General features: G+C 39.2%; 17 protein-coding genes. 14 read left to right on the top strand and 3 right to left on the bottom strand.

What is annotated here, in order from left to right; genetic code table 11:
• Positions 1-4 precede the first annotated feature (4 nt).
• The 12 genes from recO (at position 5) to C0966_RS09790 (ending at position 12,532) form a co-directional block, all read left to right on the top strand.
• Entirely contained in the window at positions 5-757 is a 753-nt protein-coding gene (gene recO / locus C0966_RS09845) for a DNA repair protein RecO (RefSeq protein ID WP_274855767.1), read from the top strand.
• Positions 758-1,051: 294 nt separating this feature from the next.
• Positions 1,052-2,434, top strand: coding sequence for a glycine--tRNA ligase (locus C0966_RS09840; protein ID WP_274855254.1), 1,383 nt, complete (start codon positions 1,052-1,054; stop codon positions 2,432-2,434).
• A gap of 437 nt (positions 2,435-2,871) precedes the next feature.
• Positions 2,872-3,504, top strand: a complete 633-nt coding sequence (locus C0966_RS09835; protein ID WP_274855252.1) for a helix-turn-helix transcriptional regulator — start codon at positions 2,872-2,874, stop codon at positions 3,502-3,504.
• Positions 3,505-3,541: 37 nt separating this feature from the next.
• Positions 3,542-4,360, top strand: coding sequence for a pyruvate, water dikinase regulatory protein (locus C0966_RS09830; protein WP_274855766.1), 819 nt, complete (start codon positions 3,542-3,544; stop codon positions 4,358-4,360).
• 288 nt (positions 4,361-4,648) lie between these two features.
• Positions 4,649-5,074, top strand: a complete 426-nt coding sequence (locus tag C0966_RS09825; protein WP_274855251.1) for a YaiI/YqxD family protein — start codon at positions 4,649-4,651, stop codon at positions 5,072-5,074.
• A gap of 55 nt (positions 5,075-5,129) precedes the next feature.
• Positions 5,130-6,932: a DNA primase gene (dnaG, locus tag C0966_RS09820; RefSeq protein WP_274855250.1), complete on the top strand. Its 1,803-nt coding sequence runs from the start codon at positions 5,130-5,132 to the stop codon at positions 6,930-6,932.
• Positions 6,933-6,972: 40 nt separating this feature from the next.
• Positions 6,973-8,100 carry an RNA polymerase sigma factor RpoD gene (rpoD, locus tag C0966_RS09815; RefSeq protein WP_274855249.1) on the top strand — a complete coding sequence of 376 codons (1,128 nt, stop codon included), beginning with the start codon at positions 6,973-6,975 and terminating at the stop codon, positions 8,098-8,100.
• A 104-nt stretch (positions 8,101-8,204) separates the two neighbouring features.
• On the top strand, positions 8,205-8,732 hold the full coding sequence (locus C0966_RS09810; RefSeq protein WP_274855248.1) for a hypothetical protein: 528 nt from the start codon (positions 8,205-8,207) through the stop codon (positions 8,730-8,732).
• Positions 8,733-8,830: 98 nt separating this feature from the next.
• Positions 8,831-9,970, top strand: coding sequence for an acyl-CoA dehydrogenase (locus tag C0966_RS09805; RefSeq protein WP_274855247.1), 1,140 nt, complete (start codon positions 8,831-8,833; stop codon positions 9,968-9,970).
• 201 nt (positions 9,971-10,171) lie between these two features.
• Positions 10,172-10,540, top strand: a complete 369-nt coding sequence (cccA, locus tag C0966_RS09800) for a cytochrome c550 (protein WP_274855245.1) — start codon at positions 10,172-10,174, stop codon at positions 10,538-10,540.
• A gap of 166 nt (positions 10,541-10,706) precedes the next feature.
• Entirely contained in the window at positions 10,707-11,420 is a 714-nt protein-coding gene (locus tag C0966_RS09795; protein ID WP_274855243.1) for a tRNA (adenine(22)-N(1))-methyltransferase, read from the top strand.
• Entirely contained in the window at positions 11,417-12,532 is a 1,116-nt protein-coding gene (locus C0966_RS09790; protein ID WP_274855239.1) for a Nif3-like dinuclear metal center hexameric protein, read from the top strand. The genes C0966_RS09795 and C0966_RS09790 overlap by 4 nt, the downstream gene beginning before the upstream one ends.
• A 121-nt stretch (positions 12,533-12,653) precedes the next feature.
• Here C0966_RS09790 and C0966_RS09785 read toward each other — a convergent pair whose 3' ends face one another.
• Together C0966_RS09785 and vrrA are read right to left on the bottom strand one after the other, a co-directional pair.
• Complete coding sequence (locus tag C0966_RS09785) at positions 12,654-13,607, bottom strand: 4-hydroxy-3-methylbut-2-enyl diphosphate reductase (protein ID WP_274855238.1); 954 nt, start codon at positions 13,605-13,607, stop codon at positions 12,654-12,656.
• A 137-nt stretch (positions 13,608-13,744) separates the two neighbouring features.
• The gene (gene vrrA, locus C0966_RS09780) at positions 13,745-14,332 is read right to left on the bottom strand and encodes a VrrA/YqfQ family protein (protein WP_274855237.1); all 588 of its coding nucleotides are present in this window, start codon (positions 14,330-14,332) and stop codon (positions 13,745-13,747) included.
• Positions 14,333-14,555: 223 nt separating this feature from the next.
• Between vrrA and C0966_RS09775 the strand changes: the two genes are divergently transcribed.
• On the top strand, positions 14,556-15,872 hold the full coding sequence (locus tag C0966_RS09775) for a DEAD/DEAH box helicase (RefSeq protein WP_274855235.1): 1,317 nt from the start codon (positions 14,556-14,558) through the stop codon (positions 15,870-15,872).
• Positions 15,873-15,886: 14 nt separating this feature from the next.
• A complete protein-coding gene (locus C0966_RS09770) occupies positions 15,887-16,780 on the top strand; it encodes a deoxyribonuclease IV (RefSeq protein WP_274855234.1) in 894 nt (297 codons plus the stop codon).
• Positions 16,781-16,868: 88 nt separating this feature from the next.
• Here the strand turns inward: C0966_RS09770 and C0966_RS09765 are convergent, their stop codons facing one another.
• Entirely contained in the window at positions 16,869-17,123 is a 255-nt protein-coding gene (locus tag C0966_RS09765) for a DUF2624 domain-containing protein (protein WP_274855764.1), read from the bottom strand.
• Between the last annotated feature and the right edge of the window lie 143 nt (positions 17,124-17,266).

Below are 17,266 nucleotides of genomic sequence, written 5' to 3'. Positions count from 1 at the left end.
TGTGATGCTTCAAAAATGTGAGGGCATCGTCTTAAGGACAACAGATTATGGTGAAACGAATAAAGTTGTAACTTTATTTACCCGCGAATGGGGAAAGATTGGTGTGATGGCGAGAGGGGCAAAAAAGACGAACAGCCGCCTTTCTGCCGTCACCCAAATTTTTACATACGGCTACTTTTTAATCCAAAAAGGCAGCGGCCTTGGCAGCTTGCAGCAAGGCGAAATAATTTACTCAATGCGTTCAATTCGAGAGGATATTTTTTTAACCGCGTATGCAAGCTATATTGTGGAACTAACTGATAAAAGCATTGAGGAAAAAAAACTAAATCCTTATCATTTTGAATTGCTGCTTCAAACTTTGCAATTTATGAATGAAGGGTATGATCTTGATATTTTAACGAATATATATGAAATGAAAATGCTCAATTCATTAGGGCTATATCCTGAATTAAATCATTGTACCATTTGCGGCAGCACGGATGGGCATTTTTCTTTTTCAATCCGGGAAGGAGGATTTATTTGCCACCGGTGTCTTGAAAAAGATCCTTATGCGTTTAAAATTTCCGCCGCAACATCTAAGTTACTGAGGCTTTTCTATTATTTTGACCTTTCGAGGCTTGGGAATATATCTGTTAAACCGGAAACAAAAGCCGAGTTGAAAAAAGTGATTTCCGCCTATTATGACGAATACTCAGGTTTGCACTTAAAGACGAAGAAGTTTTTGCATCAAATTGATAAAATGCGCGAGTTGCTGTGATCATATTGACAAGTTAAAATCTATCAGCTAAGATTCAAAGTAAATTAATATGTTGCTGTGATGGAAAGGAGTACTTAACCGCTTCTATAAAAGCGAACCCGGGATGGTGTGAGCCGGGGTATAGAAAGTTAAGGAAGGCGTTCCGGAGCAATGACGGTGCCTACTCGGCACGTAAGGTGGCTGTTTTTACAGCAAATAGGGTGGAACCGCGGGTAACTCTCGTCCCTATGCAAAACGCATAGGAACGGGAGTTTTTTTATTTACGTTAATTTTATGAAAAAAGGAGCGATATTTATGGATGTTTCAATGGATCAAATCGTTTCACATGCAAAGCACAGGGGCTTTATTTTTCCAGGCTCAGAAATTTACGGCGGTCTTGCAAATACGTGGGACTATGGTCCGCTTGGCGTTGAATTGAAAAACAACATAAAGCAGGCTTGGTGGAAAAAATTTGTTCAGCAGTCCCCATATAATGTAGGCCTAGATGCTGCCATCTTGATGAATCCCCGTACGTGGGAAGCTTCAGGACATATCGGCAACTTTAATGATCCGATGATTGACTGCAAAAATTGTAAAGCAAGACATCGGGCTGATAAATTAATCGAAAATGCACTTGATGAGAAAGGAATTGAAATGGTTGTTGACGGACTGCCATTTGAGCAAATGGAGTCTTTGATCAAGGAACATGATATTGCATGTCCTGATTGCGGCAGTAAAGAGTTTACCGGCATCCGCCAATTTAATTTAATGTTTAAAACATTTCAAGGGGTTACAGAATCGAGTGCAAACGAAATTTACCTCCGTCCTGAAACGGCTCAAGGGATTTTCGTGAATTTTAAAAATGTTCAGCGCACAATGAGAAAGAAGCTGCCATTTGGTATTGCTCAAATCGGCAAAAGTTTCAGAAATGAAATTACGCCGGGCAACTTCACTTTCCGTACAAGAGAATTTGAACAAATGGAACTGGAATTTTTCTGCAAGCCGGGTGAAGAGCTGAAATGGTATGAATATTGGAAGGAGTTTGCCGAAAACTGGCTGCTTTCTTTAGGAATGAAAAGAGAAAATATCCGCTTGCGCGATCATTCTGAAGAAGAGTTATCCCATTACAGCAATGCAACGACAGATATTGAATACAAATTCCCATTTGGCTGGGGAGAACTTTGGGGTATTGCTTCAAGAACAGACTACGATTTGAAACAGCATATGGAATATTCCGGTGAAGATTTCCATTATTTAGATCAGGAAACGAATGAAAAATTCATCCCGTATTGTATTGAGCCGTCACTGGGAGCTGACCGGGTAACACTTGCATTCTTGATCGATTCTTACGAAGAGGAAAAGCTTGAAGACGGCACAACAAGAACAGTGATGCATTTACATCCGGCACTTGCACCATATAAAGCGGCTGTTCTTCCGTTGTCTAAAAAGCTTTCTGAGGAAGCTAAACAAATTTTCGAAGAGTTATCAAAGCATTTTCTTGTTGATTACGATGAATCAGGTTCGATCGGCAAGCGCTACCGGCGCCATGATGAAATCGGAACTCCGTTTTGCATTACATACGATTTTGATTCTCAAGACGATAAGATGGTTACCGTCAGAGACAGGGACACAATGGAACAAAAACGCGTGCCGATAGCAGAACTGGCAAGTTTTATACAGGAAAAAATTCAATTTTAACAAAAAGTACGGAGCTTTTCCGTACTTTTTTAAGTTTTTGGAAAAATAATTGGTTCATTGAATCAAGACTCTTTTCAAAAGAAAGAATTAGTATATAATATTATTGTAATAGTATAACCTTTTAAGCATTTTTTCTCTTGAATATCCAGCTGCAGCGCCTAGGCGCTTCAGCTTTTCTATTTGCCCAGCTTCAGCGCCTAGGCCCTCGAGGTCGCTTCGGTCCTGCCAGTGAAGTCAAAAAGCGACTTCCCTGGCAGAATCGCAAGCAGCTGTCGGGCCTAAGCGAGGCGCTTCAGCTTTTCTATTTGTCTAGCCTCAGCGCCTAGGCCCTCGAGGTCGCTTCGGTCCTGCCAGTGAAGTCAAAAAGCGACTTCTCTGTCAGGACCTCCAGCGCTTGTCGGGCCTAAGCGCGGCGCTTCAGCTTTTCTAATAAGGTGGTGAGTACAATCGAACTGAACAAACGCCAGGAACAAATTTTGCAGATTGTAAAAGAAAAAGGCCCGATTACCGGTGAGCAAATAGCAGAGCAGCTAAGTCTTACAAGGGCTACGCTTCGTCCTGATTTGGCAATCTTAACGATGGCCGGTTACCTTGACGCAAGGCCCAGGGTGGGGTATTTTTATACAGGTAAATCTGGAACTCAGCTTCTTACTGAAAATTTGAAAAAAATTTATGTAAAGGATTATCAATCCATTCCCGTAGTGGTACCTGAAAATGTTTCTGTATACGATGCAATTGTGACAATGTTTCTTGAGGATGTCGGAACATTATTTGTCGTCGACAAGTCATCTTTATTAGTTGGCGTTCTGTCGAGGAAAGATTTACTGAGGGCAAGCATCGGAAAACAGGAGTTAACTACTTTGCCGGTCAATATTATTATGACAAGGATGCCGAACATTACTATGTGCCAGAAAGATGATTTGCTTATTGATGTAGCAATAAAGCTGATTGAGAAACAAATTGATGCTATGCCTGTGGTGAAAGAAACAGAAAAAGGATTTGAAGTAATAGGAAGAGTTACAAAAACGAATATAACAGAAGCATTTGTGTCACTTGCAAAAGATGAATAAAGAATAGAATTTCGGTCAGAGGGGATTGTCATGAGTGATGAACAAATTTCCAATTATTTATGTTGTATCTGACTCTGCTGGCGAAACGGCTGAATTGGTTACAAAGGCCGCACTCAGCCAGTTTAACGCTGCAGATGTAACAATCAAAAGGTTTCCTTACATAGAAGATAAAGAAAACATAGATGAAGTCATTGCCCTTGCGAAATTAGACCAAGGAATGATTACTTACTCGCTTGTTAAGCCTGAAATGAGAAGTTATTTAAAAAAAAGGGCTGATGAGGAAGGGCTTTATTCCTGCGATATAATTGGCCCGCTCATGGATCAGCTTCAAATGTTGTACGGAAAAACTCCTCTCTTTGAACCGGGACTTGTCAGAAAACTGGATGAAGATTATTTTAAGAAAATAGAAGCGATTGAGTTTGCTGTTAAATATGACGATGGCCGTGATCCGCGCGGGATACTAAAGGCGGATATTATCCTTATTGGCGTTTCGAGAACATCGAAAACCCCTTTATCTCAATATCTAGCCCATAAACGGCTAAAGGTGGCAAACGTGTCGCTTGTTCCTGAAGTCGATCCACCCGAAGAGCTTTTTCTTGTAAAGCCGGAAAAATGCTTTGGACTTAAAATCAGTCCGGAAACCTTAAACGAAATACGCCGCGAACGATTAAAATCATTAGGGTTAAACGACCAGGCAAACTATGCGAATATCGAACGGATTAAAGAGGAACTTGCGTATTTTGAGAAAGTTGTTGAAAAAATAGGATGTTCAGTTATTGACGTAACAAACAAAGCAGTTGAAGAAACTGCGAATGTGATATTTAACATTTACCAGAAAAAAACACTAGGCAGATAGCACATATCATTTGATACGTGCTCTTTCTTTTTTAGGGAAAAGTAATTCTTTAGATAAAATAATGGAATTATGAACTTTTATATACTATAATAAAAAATTGTGATAAAAATGTATCAGAAAAGGTTTAGATCTTCATCTGAACGAATAAACTATTTATTGTCAGATGTCAAGGAAATGATAGGAAAAAAATTCGACATATCTCAAATTCAAAAAGTTATCCTTTGAAAGAAGGAATATACGGAGGGATGTAGAATTAGTAGTAATAAAATAGGCCTTCCGACAATACTTGTGGATGCGGATTCATGTCCGGTTAAAAATGAAATTGTCGAAATTGCGTCTTTCTATTCAATTAAACCAATCTTTATTGCTTCCTATGATCATTATAAAGCTGATACGGCAGGTTCTTTTTGGGAATATGTAGATTCCGGAAAAGAAGCGGTTGATTTATTCATTATGAATCGGGCGAAGTCCGGTGATATCATCGTTACCCAGGATATTGGATTAGCTTCTGCTCTTTTGGCAAAAGGGGTTTATGCCCTGTCGCCGAGGGGAACCCTTTATGAAGAACATAATATGAATACGGCACTCGATTTGCGATATCTTTCCGCAAAAGCCCGCCGCCGAGGGATCTATTCAAAAGGTCCAAAACCTTTCACACAAAATGACAGATTAAAATTTGTGAAACAATTGACGAAAATTTTGTCGAAATTATGAAGGGTTTTATTAATATGTATAGAATACCATATTGTAAAATGGAGTTGTCCTTATTATGGCAGAACGAATCGCTGAAGAAAAAATAAATGCCATAAGACAATCAATTGATATAGTTGATGTGATTAGTGACTATGTTCAATTGAAAAAGCAGGGACGGAACTATTTTGGCTTATGCCCGTTTCACGGTGAGAATACACCTTCATTTTCTGTTTCACCTGACAAACAACTTTATCACTGTTTTGGATGCGGTGCAGGAGGAAATGTGTTCTCTTTTTTAATGGAAGTGGAAGGATTGTCATTCCTGGAGTCAGCCGTAAAGCTTGCCGAGAGGGCGAATATTGACCTGCAAATAGAAGCATCTGACGTTACCAAAGAAAAATCTATTCCAAAAGAATTTCAACAAATGATGGAAGCTCATGAGCTCTTACGAAAATTTTACCATCATTTGCTTGTAAATACAAAAGACGGCCAGCACGCACTGGAATATCTGTTAAGCAGAGGTTTTACAAGAGAGTCAATAGATAAATTTCAAATCGGTTATTCATTAAATTCCTGGGATTTTGTCTATAAGTTTTTGACAAAAAGAGGATTTTCACCTTCATTATTGGAGAAAGCCGGTTTGATTATCAGACGGGAACATGACGGAAGCTATTTTGACCGCTTTCGTGATCGAATTATGTTTCCAATATTTGATCGGAATGGAAATACGATTGCTTTTTCCGGGAGATCATTGGGGTCTGATGAGCCCAAATATTTAAACAGTCCCGAGACAGCAATCTTTAATAAAAGCAAAATATTATATAATTTTCACTTGGCTCGTCCAAGTATCCGAAAGCAACAGCAAGCCGTTCTTTTTGAAGGGTTTGCTGACGTGATTGCTGCGGATCGTTCAGGGGTGGAAAACGGCATAGCAACGATGGGAACTTCTTTAACAGAAGAGCACGTTGCACTTATCCGCCGTCATGTCCAATCCGTGACCATTTGTTTTGATTCAGATCATGCAGGTATTGAAGCTGCTTACCGGGCGGCTACTATGCTATCTGAAGCAGGCTGCCAGATCAAAGTTGCTCTCATGCCCGAAGGTTTGGACCCTGATGACTACATCAAAACATACGGCGGAGATAAATTTCGTCATGATGTAATAGGGGCAAGCATGACCTTCATGTCATTCAAGCTTCTCTACTACCGAAGAGGGAAAAACCTTCAAATTGAAGGAGAACGGCTCCAATACATCGAAGAAGTATTGAAAGAGATCAGCATGCTTGATAAAGCGGTTGAAAAAGACTATTATCTGAGGCAGCTGGCAGCCGAATTTTCCCTTTCTTTAGAAGCGTTAAAACAGCAGGTTTCTATTACTGAAAAGAGGATTAAACAGGGAAAAAGCAGAAACATGCAAATAATGCATTCCGTTTCCGCTATTCAAAAAGATCAGTTAAGGCCTGCTTATCATACAGCAGAGAGGTGCTTAATAGCACACATGCTTAAAAATAGCGATGTTGCGTACAAAGTTCAGGAGCTGCTTCAAGGACATACCTTTAACATTGATGAACACCAAGCAATCATAACTTATTTATTTGGTTTTTACGAAGATGGACATCCGCCTGATTCAAGCGCCTTCATTAACTATTTAAAAGATGAAAAATTAAAAAGAATCGTTACCGATATCGCCATGATGTCAATTAACGATGAGATCAGTGATCAGGAAATGTCAGATTATATCAAACAGGTGTTGAATTATCAAAAAGTGTTAAAGATAAAAGAAAAAGAACTTGAAGAAAAGGAAGCTGAACGTAAGAAGGATTTTGCCAGAGCAGCAGAAATTGCAATGGAAATTGTCCAATTACGCAAATCGCTATAGATTGAAAGTGATCACCTTGATTTTGGAAGGAGGGGGACATATGGCTGAAAAATCAGCCCGTTCAAAAGAGGTCGAATCAGATATGACCATGGAACAAGTAAAAGAACAATTAACAGAGCAGGGAAAGAAAACAGGTGTCCTTGCTTATGATGATATTGCCGAAAAATTGTCCAATTTTGAGCTTGACTCTGATCAAATGGACGAATTTTATGAATTCCTTGGAGATCAAGGGGTAGAGCTTGTCGGTGATAATGAGGAGTCCGACCCGGATCTCAAAGATTTAGAAATAGAAGAAGATGAAGAATTTGATTTAAACGATTTAAGTGTTCCTCCCGGAGTAAAAATTAACGATCCTGTTCGTATGTACTTAAAGGAAATTGGGCGTGTTGATCTCTTATCGGCAGAAGAAGAAATCGAACTGGCCAAACGAATCGAACAAGGAGACGAAGAAGCGAAACGCCGTCTTGCTGAAGCAAACCTTCGCCTTGTTGTAAGCATTGCAAAACGATACGTCGGCCGCGGAATGCTTTTCCTGGATTTAATTCAAGAAGGAAATATGGGATTGATCAAAGCCGTTGAAAAATTTGATTATCGTAAAGGGTTTAAGTTTAGCACTTATGCAACTTGGTGGATCCGCCAGGCAATTACACGCGCAATTGCTGATCAGGCAAGAACCATCCGAATTCCTGTCCACATGGTGGAAACAATCAACAAATTAATTCGTGTTCAACGGCAGCTCTTGCAGGATCTTGGCCGTGAACCGACACCGGAGGAAATTGCGGAAGATATGGATTTAACTCCGGAAAAGGTGCGCGAGATCTTAAAGATAGCACAAGAACCTGTTTCTTTAGAAACTCCGATCGGTGAAGAAGATGATTCACACCTCGGTGATTTTATTGAAGACCAGGATGCGACATCACCATCTGATCATGCAGCATATGAACTGTTAAAAGAACAGCTGGAAGATGTACTAGATACATTAACGGACCGGGAAGAAAACGTCTTGCGGCTTCGCTTTGGCCTGGATGATGGTCGTACACGAACGTTAGAAGAAGTCGGAAAAGTATTTGGCGTTACAAGAGAACGGATTCGCCAAATCGAAGCGAAAGCACTGCGCAAGCTTAGACACCCTTCCCGCAGTAAACGGTTGAAAGATTTCCTTGAATAAAAAGATTGTCATGAAATAGTTTACTTCTTACAATAGAAGTAAACTATTTTTATTTTCAAAAAAATTTTCAAGCTGCCAATCTATACATAGTGAGTGTGAACGGAATGAATGAAAACCGTAAAAATATCATAGTGAAAGAAATCTTATATTGGAAGGAAAACCGAATGCTTCCCGAACAATACTGTGACTTTTTATTAACGCTATATACCGAAGGGAATCGGCCGAAAGAAAGAGAAAATAGGCATTCAAAAAAAAGAATCCGTTTTCACAATGTCATTTATTTCCTATTTATTCTATTTTCTTTATTTGTCATATATTTTACTGAATTGTCTTTCATTTTGCAAATGGGTTTCGTGGCAATTTTTGTTCTTTTTGGTCTCTCAGGAATTTTTTATTTTTCTGCAAAAAAAATGTCTTATCAATTCCCTTTAATCGCAACAGCTCTTATTTTGTTATTTTCTTCAGTTGAAATCATCTCGGGAGTATACCCTGAAAATCAGCTGCCGCTTGCTGTTGTCGTTATCCTAAACTGCTTTTTTTGGTTTTTAACCGGTTGGAAACTAAAGCTGCCGTACTTTACGATTTCAGGTTATTTAGGGTTAATCATATTAATTATTTTTATTTTATTATAATAAAATAAATTATAAAATTTTAAATGTTATGAACATTTATTCATCCCTAATATAATAATATGAAAGCGATTTCAATAATATGTTTTAGGGGGATGATGATGAACTTTGATTTCACTGCCGAACAGGAAATGATCCGCCGTACAATACGGGAATTTGCTGAAGAAGAAGTAGCGCCTGGTGCACTTGAAAGAGATAGGAAAAAGGAATTTCCTTTGGAAATTTTTAAAAAGCTTGCCGATATGGGAATGATGGGACTGCCTTTTCCTGAAGAATACGGAGGCGGCGGTGCGGATTCCATCAGTTTTGCGATCGTAACAGAAGAGTTAAGCCGTGCTTGTGCATCAACTGGGATAACGTATTCTGCCCATATCTCACTTGGTGGTGCACCTTTACACCTTTTTGGAACTGAAGAGCAAAAACAGAAATTTCTTGTGCCGATCTGTACTGGAGAATCGTTCGGTGCATTTGGACTAACTGAACCAAATGCCGGATCGGACGCAGGAGGTACGAGAACAACTGCGATCGAAGAGAACGGTGAATTTGTGATAAATGGAAACAAATGTTTTATTACAAATGCAAGTTTCGCAAAACATTTAGCATTGACAGCCGTAACAGGTGAAAATGACGGAAATAAAGAAATAAGTGCAATCATTGTTCCAACGAATGCCAAGGGATTTACTGTCATAGATAATTATGAAAAGATGGGCCTGAATGCTTCGAACACAACGGAACTTGTCCTTGAAGACGTGCGCGTTCCAACAGATATGTTGCTCGGAAAAAGAGGGAAAGGATTTAAACAGTTTTTAGTAACATTAGATGGGGGACGGATCGGTATCGGAGCAATGGCCTTAGGGATTGCCCGGGCGGCGTATGAAAAAGCGTTGCAATACGCCAAAGAACGAAAACAATTCGGAAAAACGATTTCTCAATTCCAGGCGATACAATTTAAACTTGCAGATATGGCAATGAAGATTGAACTGGCACGGAATATGGTGTATAAGGCTGCTTGGCTGAAGGATCAGGGCAGGCCGTTTTCGAAGGAGGCCTCAATGTGTAAATTATATGCTTCGGAAATTAGCATGGAAGTAACAGACCAAGCTGTTCAGATCCATGGCGGTTATGGATACATGAAAGATTACCATGTAGAGCGATACATGAGGGATGCAAAGTTGACTGAAATCGGAGAAGGAACTTCTGAAGTACAGCGGATGGTCATTGCCCGTCTGATTGGCTGTTAATGATGATTTACGATTTACGACTCCAATAATGTTTTCGTGAAGAAACTTCATCTTTTTGATGAAGTTTTTGTCTATTTTCTGAACATACTATGACAAAGTTCACATTAGGGCTTTTCCTTGAAAGATTCTTAAGGTACAATATAAATTGTTTGTATTTTATAATTATATTCGTAAATGTTCTTACATAAGGGAGGTTAAATCATGAATCGTAATCCGATCATACCGTTCATTTTGATCATGGTTTTCGGTATCGGTCTCATGTTCCTGCTATCTTTTAAAGGCCTTGGTGATGCTAAGGAAATCGCGAAAGAAGCTGAGGGCGGAGATAAGGAAAAAACAGAGGAAGTTGCAGCTGCAAAACCGGAAGATATTTATAAGAAAAGCTGTGTCGGATGTCACGGCGACCAGTATCAAGGCGGAGTAGGACCTGCACTTAAAGGTGTCGGTGACAAACATTCAAAAGAAGAAATTGCTGATATTGTTGTAAATGGAAAAGGTTCTATGCCTCCGGGGCTGGTGCCTCAAGAGAAAGCAGCTGAAATGGCTGAATGGCTCGCAGGATTAAAATAATAATATGTTTGTTACGAGAAGTCCTTTGCAATTGTAAAGGACTTTTTCTATACTTATGAAAGGAAAACAGAAGGAAATTTATTCCCCTAATTTTAGTTTAACGTTTATTAGACTCTTTGCGTAAAAAAAGAGTTACAGGAACGAACATTATCAAAGTGGTGAAATCATGAATTCAGATCATCTTTCTAAACGTTTACAAACCGTTGTTCGTTTTATCCCTATGGGGTCAAGACTTGCGGATATCGGCTCTGACCATGCCTACCTTCCTTGTTATGCAGTGAAAAAGGGGATCGCTACGTTTGCCATTGCAGGAGAAGTCGCTGAAGGCCCGTATCGGTCGGCATTAAAGCAAGTACAGATAGAAGGTTTGACGAAAAGTATTTCAGTTCGCAAAGGTGATGGACTGGAAGTGGTCGAACCAGGAGAAGTAGATTGTGTGACGATCGCCGGGATGGGCGGAACACTCATTGCTAACATTTTAGAAAGAGGCAAAGAAAAGCTGTCCGATGTTAAAAGACTGATTCTTCAGCCGAATATAGGGGCTATCTCCATACGCAAATGGTTTCTTGAAAATGGATGGATGCTGATTTCTGAAGAAATTCTTGAAGAGGACGGAAAGATCTACGAGGTTTTAGCAGCAGAAAAAGGTGATCCCTATACTGGCTATAATGGGAAATTAGAAAGCGGATTGCTTCTTGGGCCATTGCTGCAAAAAAAGCAAAATGAGATATTCAAAAAGAAATGGACTTTTGAAAAAGCGAACTGGAAACGGATTTTACATCAATTGGAACAAGCGGGCGACAAGCCGGAAAATCGCCAAAAAAAAGAAGAGCTTCTACATAAAATCAGCTTAGTTGAGGAGGCCTTAAGACAAAAATGAAAATAGTAAACGGTTATCAAATCATTGAATTATTTGAACAATTTGCTCCAAAAAACTATGCAATGGAAGGGGACAAAGTCGGCTTACAAATTGGCAATTTAAATAAGCGTGTTGAAAATGTCTTAATTGCCCTTGATGTTCTTGAAGAAGTTGTTGACGAAGCGATTCAAAATAATGTTCAGCTAATTATAGCCCACCATCCATTAATTTACTGGCCTCTCCAAAAAATAACCGGGGAAACATATCAAGGCAGGTTAATTGAAAAATTAATTAAACACGATATTGCCGTATATGCAGCCCATACGAACCTTGATATCGCAAAAGGCGGTGTCAATGATATGCTTGCCGAAGCAATCGGCCTTAAAAATACAGAAATTCTTCATCCGACTTTCGAAACAAAACTGAAAAAACTAGTTGTTTTCGTTCCGGAGGAAAATGCAGACGAACTTAGAGATGCCTTGGGCAGAGCCGGAGCAGGAGCCATTGGAAATTATAGCTTTTGCTCATTTTCCGCAAACGGAACAGGGCGATTTTTGCCGGGAGAAAATACAAATCCTCATATTGGGCAGCAAGGAAAGCTTGAAGCTGTGAATGAAGTCAGAATCGAGACCATTTATCCTGAAAACATTGAGAAAAAACTGTTGAATGCAATGATAAAAGCCCATCCTTACGAGGAAGTTGCATTTGATATTTATCCCTTAGAGAATAAAGGAGAAACTTTGGGACTCGGGAAAATCGGGAATATCGAAGAAATGACGTTAAAAGAATTTGCTGAACACATAAAAAACGTCCTGGAAGTTGATAAAGTCCGGGTTGTCGGGGATTTGAACGAGAAAATCAGAAAGGTCGCCATCGTCGGCGGTGATGGAAACAAATATTTGTCCCACGCTAAATTTAAGGGAGCCGACGTCTATGTAACCGGTGATATGTACTATCACACCGCCCATGATGCCATGATGATGGGTGTAAACATCGTTGACCCCGGCCATAATGTTGAAAAAGTGATGAAAAAGGGCGTTGCGAATATTCTGGCTAAAATGTGCGAACGAAACGGATGGCAAGTTTCGATTATGCCTTCAATGGTTCATACTGATCCTTTTCAATTTATTTAAAAGGGACGGACCCATAAGCAAAGGGTCCGACCCCTCCATTACAATATATAGACAAACTCTGTAAAACAATTCTATAATATTGTCATTGCTGGAGGGTGTCAGACCCTTATGAGTCAGTCCTTTAGCTTTTCGCTTCAGTCTTTTTTACTTTTGGCAATATTTTATGAAGAGGAACTTTCTTTTCTTTTTTCCAAGTAGATGGATCTTCCGGATCAAATTGTTCTAAAAACGCAATGACTTCTTTTGTTATCGGTGTAGGAGTGGAAGCGCCTGCTGTAACGGCAACTGTTGAAGCATTTCTAATCCATTCAATATCCAATTCTGTAATATCAGCAATCCGATAAGCTTTCGTGCCGGCAATTTCCTCTGAAACCTGGGCCAGACGGTTCGAATTGTTGCTCTTTGGATCACCGACGACAATAAGAACATCTGCGTCTTTCGCCTGTTCTGCGACAGCCTCTTGTCTTACTTGGGTAGCAAGACAAATTTCTTTGTGCATTTCGACTTGCGGGTATTTTTCTTTTACTTTTTCCATAATGTCCGCTACATCCCACTGGCTCATCGTCGTCTGGTTTGTAACAATGATTTTTTCGGCTGTAATTGATAAATTTTCAACATCTTTAACCGTTTCGACAAGGTGTACATGCTCTGGTGCAACTCCGACAGCACCTTCTGGTTCGGGATGCCCTTTTTTCCCGATATAAATAATTTGATAACCTTCAGCCGATTTCTGGCGGATTAAATCGTGAGTCTTTGTTACATCAGGACAAGTTGCATCGATCGTAACCAGCCCTTTTTTTGCTGCAATTTCACGAACTTCGGGAGAAATTCCATGAGCAGTAAAAATAACAGTTCCTTTATCCACCTTTTCAATAATCTCTTTTCTGTTATTTCCGTCGAGTGTGATGATGCCTTCTTCCGCAAAAGCATCAGTAACATGCTTATTGTGGACAATCATTCCTAATATATAAATCGGTCTTGGCAAAGATTTATCCAATGCCGCATTTCGTGCGATAACCATTGCATCTACAACACCATAGCAATATCCGCGCGGTGATATTTTTATGACATTCATTTTTTTCCTCCCCTTAAAGGACAAAATAAGGTCCTTTATCTATAGTTTTTATTATATAAGAGATGGGGAGATATTACAAAAATATCAGTGCAAAGATCGCTAAGAATAAAATGAATGCCTTGACAGCATTTGGTTCATTAAATATAAAGTTTGGGAACAGATTCTCTTTTAGGTTGCTCTTTAACTGAAGAAACCGTTTTCTTTTTCGCAGCTGTTTTTTTATTTTTCACATGTTTTTGTGATTTTTTATCCGTACTTTCTTCCAAGTCGTTATTTTCTTTCGATTCGACACTTTCATGATCGGACGTTTCCGTTTCAGCTGTAGCGTTCTTTAAACCTTTATAAAGCTTCCACATTGCCGGCAAATTTCTGACTAAAGGTCCGTATTGCTGAATCATCGGCCCTATAGACTGGGCAGCTTTAAGTACTTGTTGTGTGTTATTCAAGAATCCGTTTATGGCTTCGGGATTGCTCAATGTTTTTAACAAGGATCCTCCGCCCGCAGCCGAAGATCTTGAGGCAGGATTCATTCCTGGAAATCCCCCGGGTTGTAAACCTTGAAACGGGCCATTCCGGTTTCCACGTCCAAATAATTTTTCCAGAAGCCCTCCTCTTCTCATTTGCCGGGCTCTTCCCCCCATCGGGCCAAAAGGGGAAACAGGAGAAGAATGCATATTGCGAGGTCCTATTCCCATCGAAAAAGGTCCTCTTGGTCTTGGTGGCATAAAATCAGCCTCCTTTCTAAACGTCTCTCTTAGTTAACATATGCGCATGTTTAGTTTTGGTTTAAACAGAAGCGGATTATAGATGAAATGAAAAAAATCATTGTTGCGATGAAGAATGATGAAAATAATAATAAAGCACCAGTGGAGATTTGCAAGAATCTTTATTATAATAACAGGATGGACGAGTCCGGAACGTAATGAAACAACAAAAGGAGTACACAAAATGAAAGAAACGAAATTCGAGCGTTTTCATTTTAAACCGTTTATTATAGATGCCATAAAGGACCTTGGATTTTATGAACCTACGGAAATCCAGGAGCGCCTTATTCCCGCAGTATTAAAAGGGGAAAGCGCAGTCGGGCAATCACAAACAGGAACGGGAAAGACCCATGCTTATATTTTGCCGATTCTCGAAAAAATTGATCCGAAGAAAAAGGAAGTCCAAGCTGTTATTTCAGCTCCTACTCGTGAACTGGCAAACCAAATTTACCATGAAATTTTAAAAATAACTGAACATAGCGATGAGAATGAAAGAATATCAGCAAAATGTTTTATTGGCGGAACAGACAAGCAGCGGACAATTGAAAGACTAAAAGCTCAGCCTCATATTGTTGTCGGGACTCCCGGAAGAATCAACGACCTTGTAAATGAGCAGGCATTATTTGTCCATACTGCTGCAGTCCTTGTCATTGATGAAGCAGATCTGATGCTTGATATGGGATTCATTGAAGATGTCGATAAAATTGCTGCAAGAATGCCGAAAGATTTGCAAATGCTTGTATTCTCTGCCACCATTCCCGAGAAATTAAAACCTTTCATCAAAAAATATATGGAAAATCCGAAATTTATTCATATTGAACCAAAACATATTGCTGCGGAAAAAATTGATCATTACCTCATTCCGTCCAGACACAGGCCGAAAATTGATATTGTTTATGAAGCATTAATGTTATTTAATCCTTACTTGGCGATCGTTTTTGCCAATACAAAAAAAATGGCAGATGAAGCAGCGGATGCTTTGATTGAAAAAGGGTTAAAGGTCGGACGAATTCATGGAGACTTAACTCCAAGAGAACGAAAAAAAATGATGAAGCAGATTAGGGACCTTGAATTTCAATACATTGTTGCGACAGACCTTGCGGCAAGAGGAATTGATATTGAAGGAGTAAGCCATGTCATTAATCTTGAATTGCCGGCAGATTTGGATTTTTATATCCACAGGGTTGGCCGCACTGCAAGAGCAGGCTATTCCGGAACCGCTCTGACCGTTTATGATCCATCTGATGAAGATGCGTTAAACCGGCTTGAAAAAATGGGGATTACTTTCAAAAATGTAGATATTCAAAGAGGCGAATTTGTTGAAATTGGGGACCGGAATAAACGAAAGAACCGTCAAAAGCAGGAAAATGAAGCAGAGTTTAAGGCAAAATTACTTGTCCGAAAACCGAAAAAAGTGAAACCAGGCTATAAGAAGAAAATGATGGAAGAAATAGAAAATATAAAGAAACGCCAGAAAAGACTTCAACGAAAAAATAAATAAAGAGGAGAAAAAAGATGTTAAAAATAGGATCACATGTCTCAATGAGCGGAAAAAAGATGCTTCTCGCTGCGAGTGAAGAGGCTGTTTCATACGGTGCCAATACATTTATGATTTATACAGGTGCACCGCAAAATACGAGAAGGAAAAAAATTGAAGATTTAAATATTGAGGCCGGAAGAAAGCATATGGAAGAGCACGGGATTGAGGAAATTATCGTTCATGCTCCGTATATAATCAATATTGGAAATGCTGTCAATCCTGATACATTTGAGCTTGGTGTGAATTTTTTGCGATCTGAAATTGAAAGAACAGAAGCCATTGGTGCAAAACAAATTGTTCTCCATCCGGGTGCTCATGTCGGAGAAGGAGTCGAAGTCGGAATCAAAAAAATTGTTGAAGGCTTAAATGAAGTGTTGACAGGTAAAGAAAATGTACAAATTGCTCTTGAAACGATGGCAGGAAAAGGCTCTGAATGCGGGAAATCGTTTGAGGAGCTGGCGATGATCATTGACGGCGTCACTTATAGCGATAAACTGTCTGTTTGCTTCGATACTTGCCATACGCATGATGCGGGCTATAATATAGTGGACGATTTCGATGGAGTGTTAGAAGAATTTGATAAGATTATCGGGTTAGACCGTTTAAAGGTTTTGCATATTAATGACAGCAAGAATGAAAAGGGAATGAGAAAAGACCGCCATGAAAATATCGGATTTGGACATATTGGATTTAAAGCATTAAATTACATTGTTCATCATCCTCAACTGAAGGAAATACCTAAAATTCTTGAAACTCCTTATGTCGGAGAAGATAAAAATAATAAAAAACCTCCTTACAAGCATGAAATTGAAATGCTCCGCAATCAAGTGTTTGAAGAAAATCTTCTCGATCTTATCATGCGAGGATAACTTGCAAATGGGTCAGACTCTTCCAACACAACAATAAGACCATTCAAAAATATTGCTATTGTTTGGAGGGAGTCAGACCCTTGCCTTCCTATTTTGTAAATTGTACAAAGAGTTTGTTCAGTTCTTTGGCTGTTTCAGGTCCGGCAATTATGGCAATTTCCTTTATGACCATTATTCGATCAGTTCCATTAAAGATATTTATATTTCTTCCTCGTAAGTAATTTGCAATGTCATGAGCCTGCTGCCTCGTGATTTTAATATGAAATTGTTTAGCATACTTAAGTAATTCATCAGTTGTTATCGTATTAATTTTGTGATTAATTATGTTTTCAAAAATTTTCACTTTCATCACCCCTCCATAGTAACTTATGAAGGTGTTTCCGGAATCGTGCCTTTCAATTAGGCTCTGTACATGTTCATTGGAAAAATTATATTAAGCTTCCTTTAATATAGAGATAAAGACACTAGCGTTGCATTAAATAAAAT

The sequence above is a fragment of the Bacillus methanolicus genome, from assembly GCF_028888695.1.
Taxonomy (GTDB): Bacteria; Bacillota; Bacilli; order Bacillales; family Cytobacillaceae; genus Bacillus_Z; species Bacillus_Z methanolicus_B.
This window is presented reverse-complemented; position numbering and strand designations above follow the sequence as displayed.

Coding starts and splice junctions, on each gene's coding strand:
- recO (WP_274855767.1), top strand. CDS start 5: ATGCTTCAAAAATGTGAGGGCATCGTCTTAAGGACAACAGATTATGGT.
- C0966_RS09840 (WP_274855254.1), top strand. CDS start 1,052: ATGGATGTTTCAATGGATCAAATCGTTTCACATGCAAAGCACAGGGGC.
- C0966_RS09830 (WP_274855766.1), top strand. CDS start 3,542: ATGAACAAATTTCCAATTATTTATGTTGTATCTGACTCTGCTGGCGAA.
- dnaG (WP_274855250.1), top strand. CDS start 5,130: ATGGCAGAACGAATCGCTGAAGAAAAAATAAATGCCATAAGACAATCA.
- rpoD (WP_274855249.1), top strand. CDS start 6,973: ATGGCTGAAAAATCAGCCCGTTCAAAAGAGGTCGAATCAGATATGACC.
- C0966_RS09810 (WP_274855248.1), top strand. CDS start 8,205: ATGAATGAAAACCGTAAAAATATCATAGTGAAAGAAATCTTATATTGG.
- C0966_RS09805 (WP_274855247.1), top strand. CDS start 8,831: ATGAACTTTGATTTCACTGCCGAACAGGAAATGATCCGCCGTACAATA.
- cccA (WP_274855245.1), top strand. CDS start 10,172: ATGAATCGTAATCCGATCATACCGTTCATTTTGATCATGGTTTTCGGT.
- C0966_RS09795 (WP_274855243.1), top strand. CDS start 10,707: ATGAATTCAGATCATCTTTCTAAACGTTTACAAACCGTTGTTCGTTTT.
- C0966_RS09790 (WP_274855239.1), top strand. CDS start 11,417: ATGAAAATAGTAAACGGTTATCAAATCATTGAATTATTTGAACAATTT.
- C0966_RS09785 (WP_274855238.1), bottom strand. CDS start 13,607: ATGAATGTCATAAAAATATCACCGCGCGGATATTGCTATGGTGTTGTA.
- vrrA (WP_274855237.1), bottom strand. CDS start 14,332: ATGCCACCAAGACCAAGAGGACCTTTTTCGATGGGAATAGGACCTCGC.
- C0966_RS09775 (WP_274855235.1), top strand. CDS start 14,556: ATGAAAGAAACGAAATTCGAGCGTTTTCATTTTAAACCGTTTATTATA.
- C0966_RS09770 (WP_274855234.1), top strand. CDS start 15,887: ATGTTAAAAATAGGATCACATGTCTCAATGAGCGGAAAAAAGATGCTT.